The 23,893-nt window shown below is 72.0% G+C and carries 19 protein-coding genes and 1 tRNA gene; 9 read left to right on the forward strand and 11 right to left on the reverse strand.

Annotation, left to right across the window (positions count from 1 at the left end):
- Positions 1-30: 30 nt before the first annotated feature.
- Positions 31-786, reverse strand: coding sequence for a class I SAM-dependent methyltransferase (locus tag AB0H12_RS17620; protein ID WP_499623871.1), 756 nt, complete (start codon positions 784-786; stop codon positions 31-33).
- A 314-nt stretch (positions 787-1,100) separates the two neighbouring features.
- Here AB0H12_RS17620 and AB0H12_RS17625 point away from each other — a divergent pair, with 314 nt between their 5' ends.
- Positions 1,101-2,090 carry a hypothetical protein gene (locus AB0H12_RS17625; RefSeq protein WP_499623872.1) on the forward strand — a complete coding sequence of 330 codons (990 nt, stop codon included), beginning with the start codon at positions 1,101-1,103 and terminating at the stop codon, positions 2,088-2,090.
- A gap of 148 nt (positions 2,091-2,238) precedes the next feature.
- On the opposite strand, the gene AB0H12_RS17630 is transcribed toward AB0H12_RS17625, so the two are convergent.
- Positions 2,239-3,225 (reverse strand): hypothetical protein, encoded by a 987-nt coding sequence (locus AB0H12_RS17630; protein ID WP_499623873.1) that lies wholly within the window; start codon positions 3,223-3,225, stop codon positions 2,239-2,241.
- Positions 3,226-3,296: 71 nt separating this feature from the next.
- Between AB0H12_RS17630 and AB0H12_RS17635 the strand changes: the two genes are divergently transcribed.
- Complete coding sequence (locus tag AB0H12_RS17635) at positions 3,297-3,767, forward strand: MarR family winged helix-turn-helix transcriptional regulator (protein WP_499623874.1); 471 nt, start codon at positions 3,297-3,299, stop codon at positions 3,765-3,767.
- 12 nt (positions 3,768-3,779) lie between these two features.
- Here AB0H12_RS17635 and AB0H12_RS17640 read toward each other — a convergent pair whose 3' ends face one another.
- The 3 genes from AB0H12_RS17640 to AB0H12_RS17650 are packed head-to-tail and all read right to left on the reverse strand — an operon-like array spanning position 3,780 to position 7,025.
- Positions 3,780-4,238 (reverse strand): NUDIX hydrolase, encoded by a 459-nt coding sequence (locus AB0H12_RS17640; RefSeq protein WP_499623875.1) that lies wholly within the window; start codon positions 4,236-4,238, stop codon positions 3,780-3,782.
- Between the two features lie 35 nt (positions 4,239-4,273).
- A complete protein-coding gene (locus tag AB0H12_RS17645) occupies positions 4,274-4,774 on the reverse strand; it encodes a hypothetical protein (RefSeq protein WP_499623876.1) in 501 nt (166 codons plus the stop codon).
- A gap of 7 nt (positions 4,775-4,781) precedes the next feature.
- Entirely contained in the window at positions 4,782-7,025 is a 2,244-nt protein-coding gene (locus tag AB0H12_RS17650; RefSeq protein ID WP_499623877.1) for an NACHT domain-containing protein, read from the reverse strand.
- A 530-nt stretch (positions 7,026-7,555) separates the two neighbouring features.
- Between AB0H12_RS17650 and AB0H12_RS17655 the strand changes: the two genes are divergently transcribed.
- From AB0H12_RS17655 to AB0H12_RS17665, 3 genes are all read left to right on the forward strand, one after another.
- A complete protein-coding gene (locus AB0H12_RS17655) occupies positions 7,556-10,228 on the forward strand; it encodes a tetratricopeptide repeat protein (RefSeq protein WP_499623878.1) in 2,673 nt (890 codons plus the stop codon).
- A gap of 697 nt (positions 10,229-10,925) precedes the next feature.
- Entirely contained in the window at positions 10,926-11,267 is a 342-nt protein-coding gene (locus tag AB0H12_RS17660) for a hypothetical protein (RefSeq protein WP_499623879.1), read from the forward strand.
- A 567-nt stretch (positions 11,268-11,834) separates the two neighbouring features.
- Positions 11,835-14,657, forward strand: coding sequence for a tetratricopeptide repeat protein (locus AB0H12_RS17665; RefSeq protein ID WP_499623880.1), 2,823 nt, complete (start codon positions 11,835-11,837; stop codon positions 14,655-14,657).
- 121 nt (positions 14,658-14,778) lie between these two features.
- On the opposite strand, the gene AB0H12_RS17670 is transcribed toward AB0H12_RS17665, so the two are convergent.
- The 3 genes from AB0H12_RS17670 to AB0H12_RS17680 all read right to left on the reverse strand — a co-directional run bounded on the left by AB0H12_RS17670 (position 14,779) and on the right by AB0H12_RS17680 (position 16,945).
- Positions 14,779-15,729 carry a DUF7710 domain-containing protein gene (locus tag AB0H12_RS17670; RefSeq protein WP_499623882.1) on the reverse strand — a complete coding sequence of 317 codons (951 nt, stop codon included), beginning with the start codon at positions 15,727-15,729 and terminating at the stop codon, positions 14,779-14,781.
- A gap of 42 nt (positions 15,730-15,771) precedes the next feature.
- Positions 15,772-16,212, reverse strand: a complete 441-nt coding sequence (locus tag AB0H12_RS17675; RefSeq protein ID WP_499623883.1) for a barstar family protein — start codon at positions 16,210-16,212, stop codon at positions 15,772-15,774.
- An 88-nt stretch (positions 16,213-16,300) separates the two neighbouring features.
- Positions 16,301-16,945, reverse strand: coding sequence for a 4a-hydroxytetrahydrobiopterin dehydratase (locus tag AB0H12_RS17680; protein WP_499623884.1), 645 nt, complete (start codon positions 16,943-16,945; stop codon positions 16,301-16,303).
- A 210-nt stretch (positions 16,946-17,155) separates the two neighbouring features.
- Here AB0H12_RS17680 and AB0H12_RS17685 point away from each other — a divergent pair.
- Together AB0H12_RS17685 and AB0H12_RS17690 are read left to right on the forward strand one after the other, a co-directional pair.
- Positions 17,156-17,230: transfer RNA gene (locus AB0H12_RS17685), tRNA-Arg, on the forward strand.
- An 18-nt stretch (positions 17,231-17,248) separates the two neighbouring features.
- A complete protein-coding gene (locus AB0H12_RS17690; RefSeq protein ID WP_499623885.1) occupies positions 17,249-19,558 on the forward strand; it encodes a hypothetical protein in 2,310 nt (769 codons plus the stop codon).
- Between the two features lie 414 nt (positions 19,559-19,972).
- On the opposite strand, the gene AB0H12_RS17695 is transcribed toward AB0H12_RS17690, so the two are convergent.
- Positions 19,973-20,611: a DNA-binding response regulator gene (locus AB0H12_RS17695; protein WP_499623886.1), complete on the reverse strand. Its 639-nt coding sequence runs from the start codon at positions 20,609-20,611 to the stop codon at positions 19,973-19,975.
- A gap of 95 nt (positions 20,612-20,706) precedes the next feature.
- Here AB0H12_RS17695 and AB0H12_RS17700 point away from each other — a divergent pair, with 95 nt between their 5' ends.
- On the forward strand, positions 20,707-21,612 hold the full coding sequence (locus AB0H12_RS17700) for an oxidoreductase (protein WP_499623887.1): 906 nt from the start codon (positions 20,707-20,709) through the stop codon (positions 21,610-21,612).
- Between the two features lie 28 nt (positions 21,613-21,640).
- On the opposite strand, the gene AB0H12_RS17705 is transcribed toward AB0H12_RS17700, so the two are convergent.
- Positions 21,641-22,207 carry a hypothetical protein gene (locus AB0H12_RS17705; RefSeq protein WP_499623888.1) on the reverse strand — a complete coding sequence of 189 codons (567 nt, stop codon included), beginning with the start codon at positions 22,205-22,207 and terminating at the stop codon, positions 21,641-21,643.
- 150 nt (positions 22,208-22,357) lie between these two features.
- Between AB0H12_RS17705 and AB0H12_RS17710 the strand changes: the two genes are divergently transcribed.
- Entirely contained in the window at positions 22,358-22,915 is a 558-nt protein-coding gene (locus tag AB0H12_RS17710) for a TetR/AcrR family transcriptional regulator (protein ID WP_499623889.1), read from the forward strand.
- A gap of 81 nt (positions 22,916-22,996) precedes the next feature.
- On the opposite strand, the gene AB0H12_RS17715 is transcribed toward AB0H12_RS17710, so the two are convergent.
- Positions 22,997-23,575 carry an SMI1/KNR4 family protein gene (locus AB0H12_RS17715; RefSeq protein ID WP_499623890.1) on the reverse strand — a complete coding sequence of 193 codons (579 nt, stop codon included), beginning with the start codon at positions 23,573-23,575 and terminating at the stop codon, positions 22,997-22,999.
- Positions 23,576-23,893: the final 318 nt, after the last annotated feature.

The raw sequence follows: 23,893 nt of genomic DNA on the forward strand, positions 1-23,893 counted from the left end.
GGAGCGCGGCGCTCCGGCCGGAGTGTCCACTCAGGACGTTCGGCGCGCGACGAGCAGGAGCCGCCCGCTGCCGATCACGTAGGGTTCACCCCCCGGGCCGCCGAACAGCTCGATGTCGGTGAACCCGTTGCCGGACAGCAGGTCGACGATCTGCGCCACCGTGTACACGTGGTGGATCGCGGTCACGTCGAGCTGCTCTTCGCCGCGGGTGAACCGGTAGCGGCTGAACATCCGGCTCCCGACGACGTCGTACTCGCTGGTCGCGAGGACGGTGATGTCGCCGGTCCGCATGGTCCGCGGTTCGGCCCGGTAGCCGGGCAGGACCGACTCGGCGGCCGAGGCGAAGTCGACGACCAGGCCGCCGCCGGGCCGGACGGCGCCGCCCAGCGCGGCGGCGAACTCCCGCAGTCCGTCGATCTCGAGGTAGCCGAAGCTGTTGCCGAGGCAGATCACGGCGTCGAACCCGTGGTCCCGCGGGACCTCGCGCATGTCGGCGCGGACGAGTTCGACGTCGAGACCGGCGGCGGCGCGCCGGGCGTGCCCGATCGCTTCGGCGGACAGGTCGACACCGGTCACGCGGTGCCCGCGCCGGGCGAGCTCCACGCTGTGCCGCCCGCTGCCGCACGGCACGTCCAGGATCAGCGAGCGGGGCGCGAGGCCGAGGCGCTCCTCGACGAAGTCGATCTCTTCGACGGTGACCTCCGGCGGCACGGCGCGCCGCCAGAACTCGTTGGGCAGTTCGGTGAAGAAGTCCACGTACCAGGTGGACGAAGGTGGTGCGGACATGGAGGAGCTCCTTGCGGTGCATCGGGGTTCACAGGCGATGTCACCGGGCGGCCCGGGCCGTCACACGGCCTCGGTGCGGTGGCCCGGCGTGAGGCTCCGGGCAGCCATGGCTTCCTCCACGGTCAGCGATTCCCCCCGACGCTAGCAGCCGCCCGGCCGGACCGTGAACGGATTTTCCGACGGCCGCCACCCCCGCCGGAGAACCCGGTCGACCTCGGTGCCGGGACTGGTCGCCGACCGGGGCGACGACGGAGTGGGCGACCAGGCCGAAGGGCGGATCGCCGCCTGGGCCGGGCGTGAATACCATGCCCGCCATGGTCCGCACCACTCCGCCGCGCCCGGTCGACGTCGCGGCGCACCTGCCCCGCCTGGCGCCGCTGGCGCGCACCGCCGTGCGGCTGCACCCCCGGCCCGGCGAACCGACCTCGGCGGACAGCTCGATCGGCGGTCCACTGCTGTGGCCGGCGCGGGAACCGTGGCCGACATGCGCCGAGCACGCCGGTCCCACGCTCCACGGCGCCGGTGTGCCCGACGTGATGGCGCGGCGGCGGATCCTGGCGCAGGCGTGGGCGCGCCCGCGTCCCGACGGCGCGGACCTGCTGACCGAAGAGGAAGAGGTCGTGGTGGAGCGCGTGGACTCCGGCACGGAGATCGCCCAGGACGGCCCGGCGCCGATGGTGCCGGTGGCCCAGCTGTACGCGCGGGACGTCCCCGGTCTCCCCCGACCGGACGGCGCCGACCTGCTGCAGGTGCTCTGGTGCCCGTTCGACCACGAGGACGACGGCTACCTGCCGAGCACGGTGCTGCGCTGGCGGGTCGCCGCCGAGGTGACCGATCCGCTGGTCGACCCGCCGAGACCGGCCGCGGTCGAGGAGCACTACCTGCCGGAGCCGTGCGTGCTGCACCCGGAGGAGATCACGGAGTACCCGGCCCCGCTCTCCCTGCCCGGGGAACTGGCCGAGCAGGTCAGGGCGTGGGAGGGGCAAGAGGGCGCGGCGTACCGGTACGACCTGTCCGTCGCCCCCGGCTGCAAGGTCGGCGGACACGCGCCGTGGAGCTTCTCCGACCCCTTCCCCATGTCCTGCCCGGACTGCGGTGCGCACGTCGAACCGCTGCTCACCATCGACTCCTCCGAGTGGGGCGGTGTGACGAGCTGGCGGCCGGTCGAAGACGCCGCGGCCGACCACGAGCCGTTCCCGGACCCCAACGAGCCGACGATGCTGATGATCGGTCGTGGCTCCAGCCTGCAGTTCTACTCGTGCGCGGCCTTCCCCGCGCACCAGCACACCACGAACATGCAGTAGCGACGACGGCGAGCGCGGCCTGTCCGACTCCCGCGTGCCGGGCGATGGGCACGTGGGCATGGCTGAGCGCTTGACGTTGCTCGGAGGAACCCTGGAGGCGGGCCCTGGCCCGGGCCACTCGTCACCCCGCGGATCGACCGGGTCCGGATCACCGGCGGGTCGCCCGAACCAGCCGCAGCGGCGCCCAGATCGCCAGGGCGAGCACGGCCACGAGCAGGTATTCGACGGCCGGGATGCGCACGACCTCGTCGATCCGGTCGTACCCGCGCCACGCGTAGACACCGAGAGCCGCCACGCCGATCGCACCGGCCACCCACCACCGCGACGTCCGGCTCAGCCCGACGCCGTGCAGCTGGGTGATCACGAAGACGCCGACGAACCCGAACAGGAACATGGGCCAGCTCCCGTCAGGGCCCGAGTTCATCACCGCGACCAGCGTGCCGTGCAGCGCCACCATCAGCTCCAGCCCGAGCGTCCACCACCGGTTCGCGTGCGCGGTGGTGAACATCAGGCTGCTCTGGAACAGGAGGAGGAACATGTAGAAGAACCCGATGAGGTGACCGCTGGTGGACTCCATGGGGTGGTACCAGAACGTGTAGATCGCGGCCCAGCTGAAGAGGTAGCCGTGGTACCGCCGCACGAACCCCACCACGTCGGCCGCGATCGGCGCCTGCCTGCCGAAGAACAGGCCGCGTCGCTTGTTCTCCATCAGCAGCACGGCCACGAGCAGCAGCACGACCGAGCACTGCGAGCTGAAGATCGACACGTCCTGGGCGATGCCGTCGTAGAACACCCGGGTCTGCACGGCGTGCAGCGCGATGAACCCGCCGTTGGCCGCGAGCGCGACGACGTTCACCCGGTGCAGGCCGGTGGTGTAGCGGCGGACCCGCGTCTGCGCGTAGTGGATGAGCCACCAGGACACGACCTGGTGCGCCACGTACCCGGCCCACGCCGACGCGCGCGTCCAGAAGGTCGGCTCGGGCAGTTTCCAGTAGTACCAGGAGGCACCCCGGTCGGGAAGCAGGACCGTGCCGTGCAGGCCCTGGCCGACCAGCCACACCAGGCCGGTGAGCACGAAGCTCCCCGCCACGCCCCAGAGCAGCAGCCGGCCGTGACCACGCAAAACGTTCAGCACGCTGAACATTATGGCAAAACGTTCAGCATGCTGAACGATCGCGCCCCCGGTTGCTCTGCGAAGATGGTCCGATGGGCCGAGGAGACGAGCGGGAGGTGTCGCGGCGACCGGATCAGGTGCGTGCCGACGTCGACTCCTGGCCGACCGGACGGCTGCTGTCGGTGGCCGCGCGGGTCGTGGAGAGCCGGTTCGACGAGGTGCTCGACGGGCTCGGCCTGACGCACGCGGGCCTGATCGCGCTGCACCACCTCGCCGACGGGCCTCTCGCCCAGCGCGAGCTGGCGACGCTGTGCAGGGTGACCGACCAGACGATGAGCCGCACCATCGAGCGGCTGAACCGCTCCGGCCACGTGACCCGCGGCTCCGACACCCGCGACCGCCGCCGCACCCTGGTCGGGATCACCCCGACGGGCCGCGACGTCCTGGCCGCCGCCCGCCGCAAGGAGCAGGAGTCCGAGTCGCTGCTGGGCGCGGTGGACGACTACCACCACTTCCGCCGTCAGCTGATCACCCTGATAACCGCCGCCACCCGACCGCGCTGACGGGGGGCCGGTTCACGCGGTCGAGGGCCGTGCGACGCGTCTGGCGATCTCGGCGTCGAGCGGGCTCATGCCGTCAGCGACCGGGTCGGAGGGTGGCCACCACAGGAAGTCGAGCACTTCTTCGTTGACCAGCAGCCGGGGCGCGGCCCGGAGCCTCACCCGGTAGACGGCGAGGAGTTCGTGGCGGTCCGGGGCGACGAGGTCGAACTCGGCCACCGCGACACCGTCCAGCGCCACCTCGCCGATGCCGGTCTCCTCGCGCAACTCCCGGACCGCGGTCTGGCGCGTCGTCTCCCCTGGCTCACGCCCGCCGCCTGGGAGCTCCCACTCCCGGCGCCAAGCGTCGAACACCATGAGCACGGCGCCCGCGTACTCGACCACCACCAGGGCAGCCGGGACGACGTCCCGATCGCCCAGGGACTCCAGCTCCCCGTCGACGACAGTGCGGAACCCCACCAACGCGTTGCCCACGCGGTCACGGATCGGGAGCGGTCGCGGGGAAGGGTTCACCGCGATTCCCGCTCGCCGCCCGTCGCGGTGGTGCGCCGCCCGCCCGGCGACCCGTAGAACCACCACGTCCCGGTAGGCGGCGGTGGGAGCGTGCCGCGGATCAACTGCGCCAACGCGTGCCCCAACTCCGCCGCCGGCGCCGTGGGCGCTGGTTCCCGGCCCCGGAACCTGACCGGCGCATCGTCGAGGATCAGCCACGCAGCCGCCTCGTCGGCGGTGAAGGCCCCACGCTCCCGCACCAGTTCGGCCGCCTCGTCGAACAACCGCGCCAGTTCCTCCCGCTGTCCGGTGTTCAGCCCGAGGTCGAGGTCGAGGTGGAACTCGGTGATCACCGCGTGCACGCGCAGCTCCCGCACGACACCCGACCACCACGCCGGCCGCCGGTCGGGCGAGGACTCCTCGACGAGGCGCACCGTCTGGGCGAGCAGCAGCGACAAGCTCGCGTCGTACGCCCACAACTCGGTGCCGTGCAGCCCCACTGCCTTGGTCGCGGTCACCGCACGATCATCGCAGGGACTTCCCGGTGAGGTGGTCCTGCAGCCGTGCGTGCCGGAACTGGTACACCGGACCGGTCCGGCGGACGATGCCCAGCCGGTGGGCGTCGTCCAGGAACCCCAGGAGCCGCCGGGGGACTTGCCGTCCGGCGCGCAGCGCGAGGACTGCCACCAGGTACCGCCCGCTGGGCTGGTGAGCCCCGACCCCGAGTGCGATCGCGAGGGTGACGAGGACCCCGACCACGAGCCCGGCCGGCGATCCCCCGGTTCCGCTGAGCACGTCCTGGAGCCAGAACGCGAGGCCGATCACGGAACCGCCCACGACCGACTTGAGGCACACCAGCCGCACGTCGCGGCGGAACGCGGTGACAGGAGTCTGCGGCCGGTCGTCGGCCTGCGGGGTCTCGGCCCAGTCGACCAGCCCGACCGCGAGCCAGGTGGCGCCTCCGAGCACCAGGCCGAACACCAGGGCGGACCGCAGCCCGTCCGAGGTCTCGCCCGCCGCGCCGAGCACGCCGCCGAACACGAGTCCGGCCGAGAACCCGGGCACGAACCTGAGCACCAGGCCACCGCCGGCCCACTTCGTGAGCTCGCGCACGAGCAACCGGGTTCGACCGCGCAGCCGCAGATCCGCGTACACCGGCGTCTTCGGTGGGGTGAAACCGACGGCCCGCGCCGCCAGCACGCCGACGATCACCACCGGGATGCCGCCTGCGACCAGGAACACCAGTCCCACCACGGGTTCGCCGCCGACGAGTCCCGCGCCGACGCCGGCGCCCAGCAGGCTGAACCCGAACACGAGTCCGGCCACGTGCCCGATCGTGAGCCCCCGGGCGAACCCGACGACCAACCCGAACGCGAGACCGACCAGGGGGCCGAGGAGGACCCCGTTGACGGGCCCGACGAGAAGCCCTTCGCCCACCGCCACCGCCATACCCAGCACGACCCCGGCGATGAGCCCCGCCGCGACCGCGACGCGGCGTCGTGCCGCGCGGTGCAGCCGCCACCAGGCGAAGTCCCGGCTGCCGATCGTGGTCAGGTGGTGGGCGAGGAACGTCAGCCACCTCGTCGCGTCGGTCGGCTCCCAGGCCCGCCGGGGCCGGAACACGTGCTCACCGTCCCGGGGCGGGTTGACGCTGATGAGCGCGGCCACCAAGTGGTCGAGCAGGTGCTCGACCACCGCGTCCGCACTCGGGAACCGGCTGCGGTCGCACAGCTCGGCCGGGTGCGTGCCGGTGTCGACGTAGACCTTGCGGAGCAACCACAGCGCCAGCGGGGTGGACAACGCCTCGGTGACCGGGCCGCGCCGATCCCCGGCGAGGGTCGCCAGCAGACCGCGCCAGTCGCCCGCGGCGCCCGGCGGGAGGCACCCGGCGAGGTAGTCGGCGGCGTCGGCGGGGGTGAGTGGGTCCGGCTCGATGACCGCGCCACCGGTGAGCGCGTCCCCACCCGGCGCGGTCACGGCCGCCTGGTACTCCGCGGTCCGGCAGGTGAGCACGAGCGGATCCGCGGCGACCTCGTTCAGCCGGAGCAGCACCGCGGGGCGGACGCCCTCGGGCAGCTCGTCCAGACCGTCCAGGACGGGCAGGACCCTCCGCCCGGTCACCAGCGAGCGGGCGGCGTCCGGACCGAACGCGGTCGCGCGCAACGCCGGGTAGTCCTCGGCCAACCGACGGGTCAGCCACTCGTGGAGCGTCTCGGCGCCGGGGTCCCACTCCGACAGGGGGACGAGCACGGGCACTGGCTCACCGGGCTCCGCGTGGTCGAGCAGTTCGCGGAGCAGCAGCAAGGCCAGCGTGGTCTTGCCCGTGCCCGGCTCGCCCAGGATCACGAGCCGTCGGCGCTCCAGGCCCCGGAACCGCGCGGCGATGTCGCCGATGCGGTCGGTCCGCCCCGTGAACCGGTGCCGCCCACGACCGAGCAGGACGCGCAACCGGCTCTCCCGGGCGACGTGATCCGCCACGTCCAGTTCGGTGAACCGCCAGCGCACCGCGAGCGGGCCGGGATCGTCCAGCTGACGGACGTCGACCTCGTCGCGCCACTGACCGAGCACCTGGCCCGCGAGCTGGCGCTGGGCCGCGTCGGTCTGCTCGACGGTCGAGGTCGTGAGCGTCACGAGCGGTGGCCGGCGCGCCCAGAGGACCAATCCCAGCACGAGCGGGGTCAGCGCCGCGACCAGGCTGCCGACGCTGGCCGCCGACTGCAGCCCGTTCGGGGAGCCGAGGGCACGGACGAGCACGGTCACAACGGCCACCAGCGCGACCACCGCGACTGCCCACCGCCGCCAACCCGCCACATCACCTACCTCGCCGACAGGCGGACCGCGTTAGCCCGTCCGCACCCGCTTCACCCGATCGAGTCATACTTCGCCCGAACCGGGACGGCGGGCGCGGCATCACCGAACGCTCGACGAACGCGTGCTCATGCCGGTGAGCGCACCGATCGGTGTTCGTCGTCGTCCGACCGGGCCAGAACCTCCTCGACCAGCCGACGCTGACTGTCGTCGAACTCGAGCCATCCACGAACGGCGACGTGCATACCCAGGGCCGTGCACGTACGGGTACCCCCGCCGATCGTCGGCTCGTGCGTCGTTGCGCGACGCCCGTTTCAGCGGCACGAGCGGGTGTTCGGCTGGTCTCGAATCGACGGTGTCCGCAGTTGTGCGTTGTGGCGGGTCGTGCGAGTGGGTTCTGTTGGCGGTTGGTCGGTGGTGGTTGAGGTTCGGGGTGGGTGGTGGCCGGTTCGGGGGACGATGGTGGCCTCGGCTTGGTGAGACAGGTCGGCGTGGCTGCGGCTGGTTCGGTCGTCAACCAGGCGGCCCGTGACCTCACGGTGCAGGCTCCGCCGGTGGTGCCGGTGATGGAGTCGGTGTCCGCGGTCGTGGGTGTGGGTCGTGTTCCGGCGAGTGCGGACGTGTTCGTGGGCCGGTCGGAGGAGTTGGCGCGGTTGGACGCCGCCGTCTCCCGGGCGGGTGGTCGTGCGGTCGTGGTGGCGGTGCACGGTCTGGGCGGGGTGGGCAAGTCCACGTTGGCCGCCCGGTTCGCCGAGGTGCACACGAACCGGTTCTCGCTCGTGTGGTGGGTGGTCGCGGACTCGCCTGCGGCGATCGAGGCCGGGCTCGCGGACCTGGCCGTCGCGATCGCGCCGGAGGCGGCGGTGCTGCCGGCGGAACAGCGCGTCGAGTTGGGTGTCCGTTGGCTGGCCACGCACGACGAATGGCTGCTGGTGTTGGACAACCTGACCACGCCGGCCGACGCGGCGGGGTTGTTGGAGCGGGTTCGCACGGGCACGGTGGTGATCACCAGCCGCCAGGGCACCGGCTGGCGCGGGATCTCCACCGTGGTGCTGGACGTGCTCACGGCCGGGCAGGCAGCGAACCTGCTGGACCGGTTGGTGCGGGCCGAATGGCCCGACGCCGACCTGTCCGGCGCGGACGTGTTGTGCGCGGAGTTGGGGTTCCTGCCGCTGGCGATCGAGCAGGCGGCGGCCTACCTGGCCCAGAGCCGGGTCAACCCGACCGCGTACCTGGATCTGCTGGGCAGGTTCCCGGCGCGGATGCTCACCGCCGCGCGGGAGGGCGGGGACGTACGGCGGACGATGGCCCGGGTGTGGCACGTGACCCTGGACCGACTGGCCGACACCCCGCTGGCGGGCGACGTGTTGCGGGTGGTGGCGTGGTGGGCGCCGCACGGCATCCCCCGCGACTTCCTCGCCGGTCTCAGCGAGGAACCCGACGTGCACGAGGCGTTGGGACGTCTCGCCGCCTACAGCATGATCACCCTGACCGGGGCGACGGTGTCGGTGCACCGACTGGTCCAGGCCGTCACCCGCACCCAGGACCCCCACGACCCCCATCGCCGCCCAGAGGACGTCGCCGCAGCCCGCGACGCCGCAGCCGCCATCCTGTCGAACACCGTGACCGAGCTCGACCCGCGGTCACCTGCCGACTGGCCCCGCTACCAACAGGTGCTTCCCCACGCCCGCGCCCTGCTCGGGCACACCACCCCCGACACCGACATTCCCCACACCACTCACCTCCTGGCCCGACTCGGCCACTACCTGGACAGCCGGGGCGAACCCGACACCGCCGTCACCCACCACGCCCGCGCCGTCCACATCTGCCAGCGTCTCCACGGACCCGACCACCCGGAGACGCTGACCGCCCGCGGCAACCTCGCCAACGCCTACCGGGCCGCCGGTGATTCCGGTCGGGCGATCCCGCTGCTCGAAGCCGTCCTCGCCGACCGCGAGCGCGTCCTGGGCCCCGACCACCCGGACACGTCGACCTCCCGCAACAACCTCGCCTACGCCTACGAGACCGCCGGCGACCTGGGTCGGGCGATCCCGCTTTACGAAGCCGCACTCGCCGACGGCGTGCGTGTCCTGGGTCCCGACCACCCGGACACGCTGCCCTTCCGCGGCAACCTCGCCAACGCCTACCGGGCCGCCGGTGATTCCGGTCGGGCGATCCCGCTGTACGAAGCCAACCTCGCCGACTCCGAGCGCGTCCTGGGCCCCGACCACCTGGTCACGCTGACCTCCCGCAACAACCTCGCCCTCGCCTACGAAACCGCCGGCGACCCGGGTCGGGCGATCCCGCTGCTCGAAGCCACCCTCGCCGACCGCGAGCGCGTCCTGGGCCCCGACCACCCCCACGCGCTGACCTCCCGCAACAACCTCGCCTACGCCTACCACGTCGCCGGTGACCCGGATCGCGCGATCCCGCTGCTCGAAGCCGTCATCGCCGACCGCGAGCGCGTCCTGGGCCCCGACCACCCCCACGCGCTGGACTCCCGCAACAACCTCGCCTGTGTCTACCAGCTCACCGGTGACCTCGACCGGGCGATCCCGCTGCACAGAGCGGTCCTCACCGACCGCGAGCGGGTCATGGGCCCCGACCACCCGAACACCTTGGTGTCCCGCAACAACCTCGCCCACGCCTACGAGGCCGCCGGTGATCCGGGCCGAGCGATCCGGTTGTACGAAGCCGCCCTCGCAGGCTTCGAGCGCGTCCTCGGTCCCGACCACCCGAACACCTTGGCGTCCCGCAACAACCTGGCCTACACCTACCAGCTCGCCGGTGCCCCGGGGCGAGCCATCCCGCTGCACAGAGCGGTCCTCGCCGACCGCGAGCGGGTCCTGGGGCCCGACCACCCGGACACGTCGACCTCCCGCAACAACCTCGCCGTCGCCTATCTGGCCACCGGTGACTCGGACCGTGCGATTCCGATGCTCGAAGCCACCCTCGCCGCCCGCGAGCGCGTGCTCGGTCCCGACCACCCGGACACACTGGGCTCACGGACCAGCCTCGCCAACGCCTACTGGGACGCCGGCCACCTGGGTCGGGCGATTCCCCTGCTCGAAGCCGTCCTCGCCGACTTCGAGCGCGTCGTGGGCCCGGACCACCCGATCACGCTGACCCTCCAAGGCCGGCTCGAGAGCGTACGCCGCAGTTGACCGGTGATCGGAAGACGTGGAGTGCCGCCCGCTGCCGCGAAGGTCCGCTCATCGGCATGTGCGGGCAAGTCGGAGCACCCGGTCGGCGGCAGGAGCAGATCGTGCCTCGTCTCGGGTTTGCGCGATCATCTCCGCATGAGGTGGCTGAGGCGTCGGCGCCGTTGGTACGGTCCACGGTCCCCGCCCCTCCACCTCGAGCGGGACAGGGCAGGCATCGGACAAGATCGATCTCGCAGGCCACCGACTTCGCCCAAGATCGAATCACTCATCCGCTACTCGGCATGACCGTGTGGTGGTCAGGTGGCTGAGGCCACGTAGGCGGCGAGGATGTAGTCGGGGTGACGGTCGAGGTTCTTGCGGGCGCGGTCGTAGCGCATGGTGGTTCTATGAACCGGCGGACCTCCTGCACCCACCGCACGTACAGCTCCACCTGCGCCCGCCCGACCGACAGCGGCGCCAGTCCCCGCTCCGCGCACCAGGCGAAGAACAACCGCAGGTCGGACTCGGAGTGGACTCGCGACGCCCCGGTGAACCCACCGAGGTAGGCCGAAGCCGCCAACCGCGCCACTACATCATCAACACCCGATACGGTATTCACGAACCACCATCTCCACGAGGCAAGCCCCGGCACGCGGTCCGCGGCGGCGGTGGGCAGACCGTGGCCGAATGTGCTCGTCCGAGGTGGAAGGCCAGTCGAGTGATCGAGTCCGACGTCGTCAAGGCGTTCGCATCGTGGCTTCGTCGCGAGGGGTGGTCGGTGCGTACGGAGGTCGGGTACGTCGACGTCGTCGCCGAACGCGACGGGGTCACCTTGCTGGCTGAAGCGAAGGGACGTACCGGATCACCCGGTCTTGACATCGACACCGCCTACGGTCAGCTTCTCCGTCGGATGGAGCCAAGCTCCAGCAGCCGGCGCTATGCGCTTGTCGTCCCTGCTTCAGCTCGGAGGGCGGCTGAACGAGTGCGGCCCGAGATCCGGGCGGCTCTCAACATCGAGCTGTACATCGTCGTGGATGACGGCTCGGTCGAGCCCGTCTAGCCAGGCGTGACGGCACACCAGATACGGCATGAGAGCGCATTCGTGGCGCTGTGGAATTCCAGGTCTGGTGTCGCGGTTTCGTGGTCGGTCAGCGTCTGGTCGGTGCAGGATGGTTGTGCTGTGGACGTGAGGGGGTCGTATGGGCGCGCGTCGGCGTGGCCGGTGGTTGGCGGTCGCCGGTGCGGCCATGAGCGGGGTTGCGGTGTGGGTGGTGGTGCGGTTCGAGTTGGTGGGGTGGCTCGGTGATGAAGGGCACAGTGCCCGGCCGGTGGTGGAGGGCTTGAGTTGGGTCGCGGGCATCGGTGGCCTGCTGGTCGGTGCGGTGGCGTTGGTGGTCGCGGTACGGCAGGGTCGTGCCTCCGTTGCCGGGGATCAAGCTGCTGTCGGACCCGGTGGTTCGCAGACGGCCACGGGTCGGGGCGTGATCGTCTCCGGTGGCGTGTCGGGTGGTTCCGGTTCCGGCCCGACGGTGGGGGTGAACCTCGGGCACATCGGTGGTGTTCCGCCGGACCCTTCGTCGCCGGCGTGGGGATAGGCCGCCCCGCGTCGGGTGTGACGGCCGGACCGGTGTCGATCACCGGTGGGGTGGGCGGTGTCGGCGGGACCGCGGTGGGCGTCGTGCACGGGGACCTGGTGGTGGGCGGTTCGGGTGTGCCGACGATGGAGTCGCGTGCGGCGGCGCCGGGTGTGGGGCGTGTCCCGGCGGCGGCGGGTGTGTTCGTGGGCAGGGTGGAGGAGTTGACGCGGCTGGAGTCGGCGGTGGTCAGGCCGGGTGCTCGCGCGGTGGTGGTGGCGGTGCACGGTTTGGGAGGTGTCGGCAAGAGCACGCTGGCCGCCCGGTTCGCCGAACTGCACGCCGGGCGGTTCTCGTTGGTGTGGTGGGTGACGGCGGATTCGGTGTCGGCGGTGGATGCGGGGTTGGCGGACCTGGCCGGCGCGGTGGCGCCCGAGGTGGCGGTGTTGCCGTGGGAGCAGCGTGTCGAGTTGGGTGTGCGGTGGCTGTCGACCCATGACGACTGGCTGCTGGTCCTGGACAACGTGACCACGCCCGGGGACGTGGAAGGCCTGCTGGGTCGGGTGCGCACGGGCACGGTGGTGATCACCAGCCGTCGGCGCTCCGGCTGGCGGTCGGTGGAGACGGTGCCGCTGGACGTGCTGTCAGAGCGCGAGGCGGTGGAGTTGCTGATCCGGATCGTGCGGTCGGAGTGGCCGCAGGCCGACCTGGATGACGGGGACCGGTTGTGCGCGGAGGTGGGGTGGTTGCCGTTGGCGGTGGAGCAGGCCGGCGCATACATCGCGCAGAACCGCATCACACCGGTCGACTATCTCGACTTGTTGGCGCGGTTCCCAGCGCGGATGTTCACCGCGACGGCGGAGGGCGGTGACGCGCAGCGCACGATGGCGCGGGTCTGGCACGTCACCCTCGACCGCCTGACCGACACTCCCGCCGCGGGGAAGGTGCTGCGGCAGCTGGCCTGGTACGCGCCGGACGGAATCCCCCGAGCCCTGCTGAGGGCGGGCGGACTGGCGGACGAGCCGGAGCTGTCGGAGGCGTTGGGTCGCCTGGCGGCCTACAACATGATCAGCCTGACCGCGGATGCGGTGGCCGTGCACCGCCTGGTCCAGGCGGTCACCCGCACTCCGGACCCGACCGACCGCCACCGACAACCCGCCGACATCACCACCGCACGCGACGCGGCCACCACCGCCCTGACCGTTGCCATCACCGGTCCCGGCCCGCACGATCCCGTCGCCTGGCCCACATACCGGATGATCCTTCCTCACGCACGGAGCCTGCTCGGCCACGCCGCACCCGACACCGACACTGTCCCGACCAGCCACCTCCTCAATAATCTGGGGCTCTACCTGCAGGACCAAGGCGACCTCGGCACCGCCATCGCCTTCTACGCCCGCGCCGCAGACAGCCAACACCGCCTCAACGGCCCCGACCACCCGGGCACCCTGTCCTTGCGGGGCAATCTGGCCCATGCCTACGAGTCGGCGGGTGACCTGGGTCGGGCGATCCCGCTGTTCGAGGCCACCCTCGCCGACTGCGAGCGGGTGTTGGGTCTTGACCACCCGAACACGCTGACCGCGCGGAACAACCTGGCCAACGCTTATCAGACGGCGGGTGACCTGGGCCGGGCGATCCCGCTCCACGAAGCCACTCTCGTGGACCGTGAGCGGGTGTTGAGTCCCGATCATCCGGACACGCTGAGCTCCCGGAACAACCTGGCTTACGCTCATCGGGCGGCGGGTGACCTGGGTCGGGCGATCCCGCTGTTCGAGGCCACCCTCGCCGACTTCGAGCGGGTGTCGGGCCCCGACCACCCGGACACGCTGAGCTCCCGGAACAACCTGGCCGGCGCCTACTGGACGGCGGGCGATCCGGGTCGGGCGATCCCGCTCTTCGAGGCCACCCTCGCCGATCGCGAGCGGGTGTTGGGTCCCGACCACCCGGACACGCTGAGTTCCCGGAACAACCTGGCCGGCGCCTACTGGAGGGCGGGCGATCCGGGTCGGGCGATCCCGCTCTTCGAGGCCACCCTCGCCGATCGCGAGCGGGTGTTGGGTCCCGACCACCCGGACACGCTGAACTCCCGCAACAACCTGGCCGGCGCCTACTGGACGGCGGGCGATCCGGGTCGGGCGATCCCGCTCTACGAAGCCACCCTCGCCGACCGCGAGCGGGTGCTGGACCCCGACCACCCGGACACGCTGAACTCCCGGAGCACGTTGGCCGGCGCCTACCTGGCTGCCGGCGATCCGGGCCGGGCGATCCCGCTCTTCGAGGCCACCCTCGTCGATCATGAGCGGGTGTTGGGCCCTGACCACCCGGACACTCTGTCCTTGCGGAGCAAAGTGGCCAGCGCCTACGAGTGGGCGGGGGACCCGGGCCGGGCGATCCCGCTCTACAAGACGACCCTCACCGCTCGGGAGCGGTTGTTAGGTCCCGAGCATCCGGACACGCTGGCCTCGCGGATCAGCCTGGCCTTCGGCTACCAGTCGGTGGGCGATCCGAGGCAGGCGATCCCGCTGTACGAGACGACGCTCACCGTCTCCGAACGGGTGCTCGGCGCCGACCACCCGAACACACTGACGTCGCGCAACAACCTGGCGTACGCCTACGCGTCTGCAGGTGATCTTGGCCGGGCGATCCCGCTCCTCGAGGCCACCGTCGCCGACGAGGAACGGATATGGGGCCCTGACCACCCGGACACACTGATCTCGCGGAGCAACCTCGCCGGCGCCTACTGGTCGGCGGGTGATCCGAACCGGGCGATCCCGCTCTACGAGGCGACGTTGGCGGATGCCGAGCGAGTGCTCGGTTCCGACCATCCCACGACCAGGACGATACGAGCCAACCTGGTGAAGGCGAGATCGACCTGAAGCCGCTCCTGTCCGGTCGTTCCGGTAGGGACCGGTAGTAGCGTCGAACGTCCGCGCATCGGCGGAAGCGGACGTTCGTCGGCACCCTGCACCCGGCACCCGGCATGACCGGATGCCTGCGTCAATCGCGACGGCCGTCGATCAGGTGGATGTGACGTAGCCCGGGACCGAAGGCCGCGACGTGGTCGGCGGTGCCGTGGTGTGCCTTCGTCGGCGTGAAGCGGCCTTCGCCGACCGCGACGTCGTAGGCGCCTCCGTGTGCGTATTCGGCCAGGATCCCGGTGACCTGGCGCTCGGCGGCCCAGGCGAGTCCGGCGTCCAGGGTGTCGAACACCCCGGAGGCGTACCGGCCGCGGTCACCGTGGAAGACCCAGACGGTCGACCTGCGCGGGCTCCGCTGATCGGCGGTGGGCCTGCGGTGCAGACCCTCCGGGGTGAACGAGAACGAGCCGGGAAACTTGCCTGGCCGATGACGTACGGCGAGGACCACCGGCTCGGCGTCCGCTCCCCGTAGCCCTGTCTCGGGTGTCGTGTTCGCGAAGGCGTTCCACAGGTGGAAGCAGATCAGGTCTCGGTCGCGATCGGCCGTGGTGTAGGCAAGGGTCTTGGAGCAGAGAGGGTCGGTTCCGCCGATCCGCAGCGACGGGGGCCCGAACGTCCCGAGGACCTCCGACAGGGTCCGGTCCTGCTCCACCCACTCGCCGACATCCCGGCTCAACCGCTGGAACTCCGCTTCCGGCAACGCCCGATCGAGTTCGAGCCAACCGAGGCGATGGGCGATCCCGGCGTAAACGGAAGCCGTGGCATCACGCAAGGCATCCGCCGGCAGAACGTTGCTGTAGGCACCCGCGACGCCCGCCGCAGCGAACGCGTCGCGTTCGCGCAGTCCATCACACTCACTCCGCCACAGCTCCAGGCTTCCATCCACGGCGGCCATCGCCTCCAGCAGAAGCCTTTCGGCCATCTCATCCCTGCCGTACAGGCCGGGACGACGAAGCACGGCGTTCACCTGCGTCAGGTGATGCCGGCGGACTTCACCGAGAACGAAGTCGGAATCCTGTTCGCTGCTCATCGCCGCCAATCATGGCACTCCAACGAGCCGGGGGACGTCCGCTCATCGGCATGACGGCGTGATGGGCTGGTGGTGGCTCCAGGACGTGATCCACGGTGGTAACCGCTCGGCGGAGCGGTGGACGAGTCGGAACTCGTGCCGGGTCCACCCGGGCTGCTCTCCGCCGAGGACACCGAGGTCCCGTTCGACGTCGTTGGTCTCGATGAGGCAGATCAGCCGCCGACCGAACGACAGGTGCCACCGGGCGGCGGCTGCCAGGAGGTCCAGCAGGGTGGAGACGGCGTCCTGGTCCCTGTCGCGGACGTGGTCGAGACCGTGGAGCACCAGGGTGACGAGCGGGTGCTCCGCGGTGAGCAGGTGGTCGGTCAAGCCGTCGGTGAACCCCGGCCAGGTGCCGCGTCCGTAGCCGGTCGGCCACCGGTCGACGGGGCGGACCACGGCCTCGCGCAGGCTGTCGGCTCCGTCGCAGTCGAACACCGGCACCCGACAACGGTAGGCGCACCTCACCGGCGATGTCACACCGGTTGTCGCCTTGCTGCTCACTGCTCGCTTCGCCCTGGCTCCGGCGTCCCTACTCGCGGCCCACCCAGGTGGCCACGTCGACCTCGTTGCCCTCGGCATCGGCCAGCGTCCACCACTCGGGCGCGTGCCGGTCGCTCACGAGACGCCCGCCGGCGGCGATCGCCGCCGCGACCCGCGCCTCGGCCTGGTCGTGCGGCACGGAGACGTCGACGTGGATCCGGTTGCGTTGCGGGCGCGGGACGTCCATCCCCTGGAACCACAGCGACGGTCCCCGGCGACGCGGGTCGAGCAGGTCCTCGTCGCCGACCTGCTCGTACCCGAGCACGGCCCGCCAGAACGGCATCACCTCGTCGGTGACGAGCGCGTCGACGGAGATCTGGACGGTCTGCACGGCGGCCGGGTCGGCAGTCAGCCCCGACTCGCGCGCCGCCGCCGAGATCCGCCGGGCCAGCTCGACGTCTCCGCCGTCCTGGCCGCCGAAGCCCACCGGCGGCAGGCACACCGTCACGCCTGTCGGCCGGAGGTCGACCTCCGGGTCGCGGCCCGCGGCGAGCCTGCCGATGGCGTCCACCAAGGCGACACCCGCCGTGAACGAGTCGGCGCGGAAGTGCGCGCACGCCCCGGAGAACAGCACCCGCCAGTCCTCGACGCCCTCGGCCTCGTGGAACTGCCGCGGCGAGATCCGATCCGTCATCCGCCCGATCCAACCGCAACGCCCCGAGCGACGTGCCGACAACGGCGATAACGCAGGAGGATCGCGGGCCCGTGCGGGTGTGGAACCACGACGTGACCGCGGCGCGCTCGCCTCCCCGGCTCTCCCGGAAGCCGGGTTCGCGATCGATGGAAGCGGCCCGGGGTAAATCGGGAGCGACGGGCCTGCGCGGCCGATACGATCCGGCAATCTCATGGAGTAGATCAGTGGCAGATCGCCCCGCTCCGGACGGGGAGGGCGCGGGTTCGATTCCCGCCTCCATGTCCACCAACCGTGGAGTCCACCGTGTCCGACCAGATCCGCACCGCTTCCTCCGGGTACGCGACCGGTCGGCTGGCGCGGGCGTTGGCCGCGGTGGCCTCCGCGCGCGCCGAGGCCGACGGTGAGCGCGCGTTGCGCGAGGTGCGGCGCTGGGAGGACGTCGTCAACGGGATGACCGACGGCACGCTCGCGGTCGGCTCCCGCACCCCAGTCGCGAACACCCCGGCGTGGGTGACGCTCGAAGTCGCGCACGGCGGCTTCGCGACCGGCCGGTACCTGGCCGAGGCGCCGTTGTCCGAGGACGAGACGGCCCGCGTCGCGTCCCTCCCGGACGACGTGCCCGGCCGGAACGCCCGGGAACGGCTCAACCTCTGGTACCTCGGCGACGCCGGCCAGGCCGGGCTGCTCGACGCGATCCGCGACGGGCACTACCGGGTCGAGGTGCCGGAGGACGCGGCCCTGCCGGTCGTCGCGTTGCTGCTGGACACGGGTTTCCCGGAGCGGGCCCTCGACCTGATCGCCGAGCTGCGCCCGCTGATGCACCGGCTTCGGCTGACGCCGCGCTTCGCGCCGGTCGCCCGGCCGTCGGACGCCGCCGTCCGCCTCACGTCGGTGGAGGACGCAGCCGCGTCGCTGCGCTCCGTGCGGGTGCCGGCGCGGATCACCGCGATGCGCGACACGCTGACCGTGTGGGACCCGCTGTACGACCGGCTGGTCGCGTTGTGGTGTCGCACCGTCGACGGCGAGCTGCCGCACCTCGACGCGGACGGGACCGTGCGCGGCGGTTGGCCGTGTCGCACGTGGCCGGCCGAGTGGGCGGCGGCGAGGGCCCAGTGGCGCGCGGACTTCGCCGAGGCGTCCCGCACCCACGCGCTCTCGGGCAGGCAGACCAACCCGAAGAACAACTTCGCGAGACTGCGCCACGCCCTGGAGTCCTGTCCGGACGGCAGCGACGCGCTCACCGCGCGGGAGGTCGGCCGGCTCCGCCGCGCCATCGCCAACACGGTGAGCCGCCGGGGCGCGCCGGAGTCCGACCACCGCGACGCGTGGCGCACCGCCGGGGCGGCGTCCGTCGCGGCGCCGACCAAGGCCGCGCTCGCCGGTGTGCTCGCGAGCAGGCTGGACCGGTACCCGGCCGACGGCGGCCTGCCGTCGCTCGACGTCGCGTCGGCCGAGGTGTCCGAAGCCGAGACGACCGCCGAGGTCCCCCGCGGCACGACGATGCCGGACCGCCTGGTGCACAAGGCGGCGCGAGCGCTGGAAGCACCGGTGGACGAGCTGGTGCGCCTCGGCGTGATCACGTCCGGGGAAACGCTGGCGGTCGTGCTGCCGCAGCTCACCTCGCGGCTGCTCGGCACGGCGATCGACGACCCGGTCGTGGCGGGGCTGTACGAGCAGACCTACACGGCGTTCCGGCGTCGCCGCGGCCTGCTGCTGCTCAACCTCGAACACCAGGTGCGGTTCACCGAGCTGCCGTGGGTGCGGGCGCTGGAGCCGCACCGGTCACCTCGGCCGGACGGCGCGGCGGCGGCGTACGGCGCGCTGCGGCAGGTCACGATGCTGGCGCTGACCGCGTTCCCTCACGCGCTGCTGCCGAACCCGCTGGTGACCGAGCTCAGGACGCTGGCGAAGCAGGCCGCGCTGGACTTGCCGCTCGTGGAGGAGGTGGCCGCGGACATCTTCACGGGCAGCTTCACCGCCAAGTGGCGCGACGCCGCGGTGGTGGCGAGCCGGCTGCTGGCCGACACCCCCTACGCGAACTACTACGACCTGCCGGCGGACTGGTCCGAGCCACCGCGCACGGTGCTGCGCTGGGGCAAGCGGACCGCGCCGGACTTCACGGCGCTGTGCCGGGAGCGGGCGGGCGCCTCCGGTGGCTCGGTCGCGGCGAACGGCATGCTGCTGGAGCAGAGCCAGATCCTGACCACGCACAACCTCGCCGTGCTGATCGACGGCCTGGACCTGACCGACGAGGTGCGCGAACGCGCGCCGGAGTTGGCGTGGCGCGCGTTCGGTTGGCTCGTCCGCCGGCTCGACCAGCGCCCGGACCACCGGCACGCGGCGTTGATCCAGGTGAAGAACGCCGCCTACGCGTGGCGGCAGGCCCTGTTCCTGCTCAGCTTCTGCGAGCCGGCCGTGCGGCTCGCCCAGGCGGAGAGGTTGGCGGGCGAGGCGCGCGGCACCGTGCTCCAGCCGGCGGTCGACGGTCTGCTGCACGTGCTCCACGGCGGCCGTTTCACGGCGGCCGGAACGGCGCGGCACGGCGCGGGCCTGCGGTTCCTCGGCTGGTCCGACGGCTCGAACCCGTTCCTGGTCCACCCCGGCCGCGGCTGACCCGGCGGAGCGGGCGACCCCGCGACGCGATCACCGGAGCCGGTCCGGGCCGATGAGGGGACGGGACGTAGCTGTCGAACCAGTAGCCCGGGGTCGGGGCGACGTCCACGTGCCGGAAGTGGCCGGCCTCCTCCGACGAGGTCGACGCGCGTCGCGGGAGCGCGTGATCGGTGGCCGCGGCACCCGGGACTCGGCGGGCCGACCGCAGTGGAGCTCTTCGGCCGGGGTCAGGAAGACCTCGATGTCACGCGGCTCCGCACCCGCCTCGACCCCCAGCTCGGCCGGCCCATCTCCGGACAGCACACGAGGAGCCGCACGAGGGCGCGGCCTCACGCCTGTGGACGAAGTGCGAGGTCAACGGACGCACAGCGCCCGCGTCACCGTGCGGATCGGCTCTTCCGCACGGCGTCCGGCTCAGATCAGACCGAGGTCGCGGGCCCTCGCCCCGGCCTGGAAGCGGGAGTCCGCGCCCAGGACGGCCATCAGTTCCGCCACCCGCCGCCGGTAGGTCCGCACGCCGAGGCCGAGCGCGCGGGCCGCCGTCTCGTCCTTGCAGCCCGATGCCAGCAGCTCCAGCACCCGCGGCGCGAGCGCGCGCAGCTCCGCGTGCTGGGCGTCGTACACCGCGAGGTCGGTCGCCGAGCGCCACGCGGCGTCGAACAGGGACGCCACGTTCTGCACCACCGTCGGCTCCGTCACGACGCCGTAGCCGCGGCGGCCGTCCACCACGTCACCCGCCAGGATCGCGAGCCGGCGGTCGATGATGATCGTCTCGTTGATGTCGTCGCGCGTGATCCGCACCGCCGCGCCCCGCGACGAGGCGGCGCGGAGGTGCTGCGCCATCGACGGGTTCAGCAGCGCCTCCGGCCGGTACAGCTTGCGCAGCCTCGGCATCGGCGCCGGGTGGACGTCATCGCGGCGTCGCCGCGTCACCGCGAAGGTGTTCAGGTCCCTCGCGGCGCACGTGATCTCGGTCGCCGTCGCGAACAGGTGGGCCGTCCGGTTGAACAGCTCCTCGTCACCGTGGAGGACGGGCACGAAATCGAGGCTCATGCCACCCAGTCTGCGCACGGCGCAACCCCACCGCCCACGTCGGCAGGAAGTTGCCGTTCGCGGCGGGCCGCACCCGCAGGACCGAAGCTGGAGCCATGAGCACAACGATCGACGCGACGGCCGCCGGCACCTGGGAACTCGGCGACCGGACGGTCAACCGCCTCGGCTTCGGGGCGATGCGGCTGATGAGCGACGCCGACGGCGGCCCCAGCGACCGCGGGCGGGCCATCGAGGTCCTCCGGAAAGCCGTCGAGCTGGGTGTCAACCACATCGACACCGCCGCCTTCTACTTCTCCGCGCTGCGCTCCGCCAACGAGCTGATCAACACCGCCCTCGCGCCCTACCCGGACGACCTGGTCATCACCACCAAGGTCGGCCCCGGCCGCGACCCGTCCGGCGACTGGCTCCACGTCGAGGACGGGAAAGGCCTCCGCGGCCAGGTCGAGGAGAACATCCGCCAGCTCGGCCTCGACCACCTCGACGTCGTCAACCTCCGCATCGGGCGGGGGCTCGAACGGGGCGAGGGCTCCATCGCGGACCGCTTCGGCGCGCTCGCCGAGCTTCGGCAGGAAGGTCTCATCCGGCACCTCGGCATCTCGAACGTGGGCGTCGAGCACCTGGAGGAGGCCCTCGCGATCGCGCCGGTGGTGTGCGTCCAGAACCAGTACGGGCTCGTCACGCGCCGCGAGGACGACGCGCTCGTCGAGCTGTGCGCGGCGCACGACGTCGCGTTCGTGCCGTTCTTCGCCATCGGGGCGGCGATCCCCGGCGCGTCGCCGTTCGGGGCGGCCGACGGGACCGGCGAGGACGTGATCGCGGACGTCGCGAAGGCGCACGACGCCACCGCCGCCCAGGTCCGCCTGGCCTGGACGCTCCACCAGGGTCCGAACGTCCTCGCCATCCCCGGCACCGGCAATCCGGCGCACGTGGCGGAGAACGTGGCCGCCGCCGGGTTGCGGCTGACCGACGAGGACATGTCCCGCTTGAACGCGATCGCGTGAACCACGGCCCGCCCGCACCGCCGCGTCCTCACCGACCGCGGCGGTGCAGGCGGATCGCCGAGATCAGGAAGAAGACGCCGCCCACGGCCGCGTAACCGGCGACGTTGGTGAGCGTCGCCGTCGTCCCGGCGGCCTGCGCGATGAAGGTCGTGCCGGCGACCGCGGAGAGCCCACCGCTGAGGATCATCGCCCACTGGCCGCCCAGCCGGTGGCGCAGGACCGCCACGATCAGCTGCACGATCCCCGCCGTGATCGCCCAAGCGCCCCACACCCGCAGAACGCCCGGGATGCCGGAGGTGGCGGCGACGGCCAACCCGATGGCGGCGAGCAGGCTCAACGCCATGTTGGCGTAGAGCGCCACCCGAGGTCGCGCGGCGTTCGAGGAGCGGAAGTCGATCACGGCGGCGGCGACGTCGAACAGCGGGTAGGCCACCAGCAGCGCGATGCCGACGGGGGTGAGCGTCGAGGCGGTGAGGGAGAGCAGGCCGGTCCAGACGATCGCGAAGCCGAATCGGACGTAGTAGAGGTTTCGCAGCGCCTTGGCGCTGCCGGCGATCTCGGCGACCGGGTTGCCGGCTTGGGTGGAGCTGGACATCGGGTTCCTCTTTCGACGATCGAGGCGGGTGACGGCTCGAGGTAGACAGAACGATCGGTACACCTGAGAGCGTGCGGCAGGTTCGCGCGCCTGTCAAGACCGACCGTTCTATCTGCTAACCTCGGGACCGGGCCTCGAAGGGGGAAGCGGATGTCGGAAGCGCGAACGCGGCTGCTCACCACGGCCGGCGGGCTGTTCTACGCCGAAGGGCTCCACTCGGTGGGCATCGACCGCATCATCGCCGCCGCGGGGGTCACCCGAGCCACCCTGTACCGGCACTTCCCGGGCAAGGACGACCTCGTCGTCGCCTACCTGACGCTGGCCGACGAGGCGATCCGCGCGCGCGTGGACGCCGCCCGGACGCAGGGCCTCTCCCCCGACGACGTCGTCCGCACCGTCGCCCGGTCCATCGCCGACGACATCCAGCGCCCCGACTTCCGGGGCTGCGCCTTCCTCAACGCCGCCGCCGAGTACCCCCACCCGACCCACCCGGTCCACCAGGCGGTCCTCAGGCACCGGCAGTGGTTCCTGGCCACGATCACCGAACTCCTCGACGCCACCGGGGAAACCGACCCGGAAGCCGCCGCCCGCCACTTCGTCATGCTGCGGGACGGCGCCATGGCAGCAGGCTGCCTGACCGACCCGAAACCGATCGGCGAGACGTTCCTCCTCGGGGTCGAAGGCCTCCTCGAGCACCGCGGTCGGTAGCCGAACTCGGGAGTGCTGCCGTTCGACGTTCCGGCCGCCGGGATGCCAGGGCGTGCGATCGCGGGCACAGGCGCGCGCGCCTCAGCCCGGGTGGGAGACGTACCCGCCGGCCCAGTGGCCGCCGAAGTCCACCGGCTTGCCCGCCATGTCCCACCGGAGGAGGTTGTCCTCGCCGGTGCTCACCAGCAGGTCGCGGATGGCGCTCGTCATCGGCCCGGGATGCTCCTCGTGCCAGGAGTCCCGGTTGTTGTAGGCGACCCGCCAGTCGTCCGGGTCCGCCGAGTCGGTGATCCACCAGAACGTTCCCCCAGCTCCGTTGGTCCCCCACGGGTAGAGGCCACCGGGCTCGGGGAACAGCCGGTACGGGACACCTCGCAGGTAGTCGAGGTCCTCGTCGCCGAAGATCTCCAGCAGTTCGTCGTTGTGCGCCTTGACGTTCGCGCACTCCTCGGCGCTCTGACCGGGGTTGAAGAACTGGATGGCGCCGCGGAAACCACCGGAGGGGAACCTCGTGAGGAACTCCTTGTAGTCGCCGGGGAGCGGTGTTCCCAGCTCGCGCTCGACGGTGGCCCAGTCCAGCTCCGGCCGGAAATCGCCGGCCCGCCACCCGACGAGCTCGCAGATCTCGTCCACGTACGACCGCCTTGGTGCGTCTGCCACGGGTTCTCCTGGTCGCCGTCAGGCCGTCCGATCGGGGAACGAGCTCCTCCACGACGTTACCGGTGGCGATGTCGCACCAGTGCCGTGGCAGGCGGCCTTTGCCCCGCGGGGCCGGAGCACGCGGCCGGCCGAGCCGTTGACGCCGGCCGCCATCGCCGCCGAAGTCCACCTCCGCGCGTGCCACTTCGTCCGCGTCTTCCGCGCGGCGACCGGCGGGACGCCCCACCGGCACCTCACCCGGCTCCGCATCGAACGGGCGCGAACCGCGCCAATCCGGCGCACGTCCCGCGCCGGGCACGTCGCCCGGTTTCGGAGTGG

The sequence above is a fragment of the Actinosynnema sp. NPDC023794 genome, from assembly GCF_040639675.1.
In the GTDB taxonomy this organism is placed as follows: Bacteria; Actinomycetota; Actinomycetes; order Mycobacteriales; family Pseudonocardiaceae; genus Actinosynnema; species Actinosynnema luteola.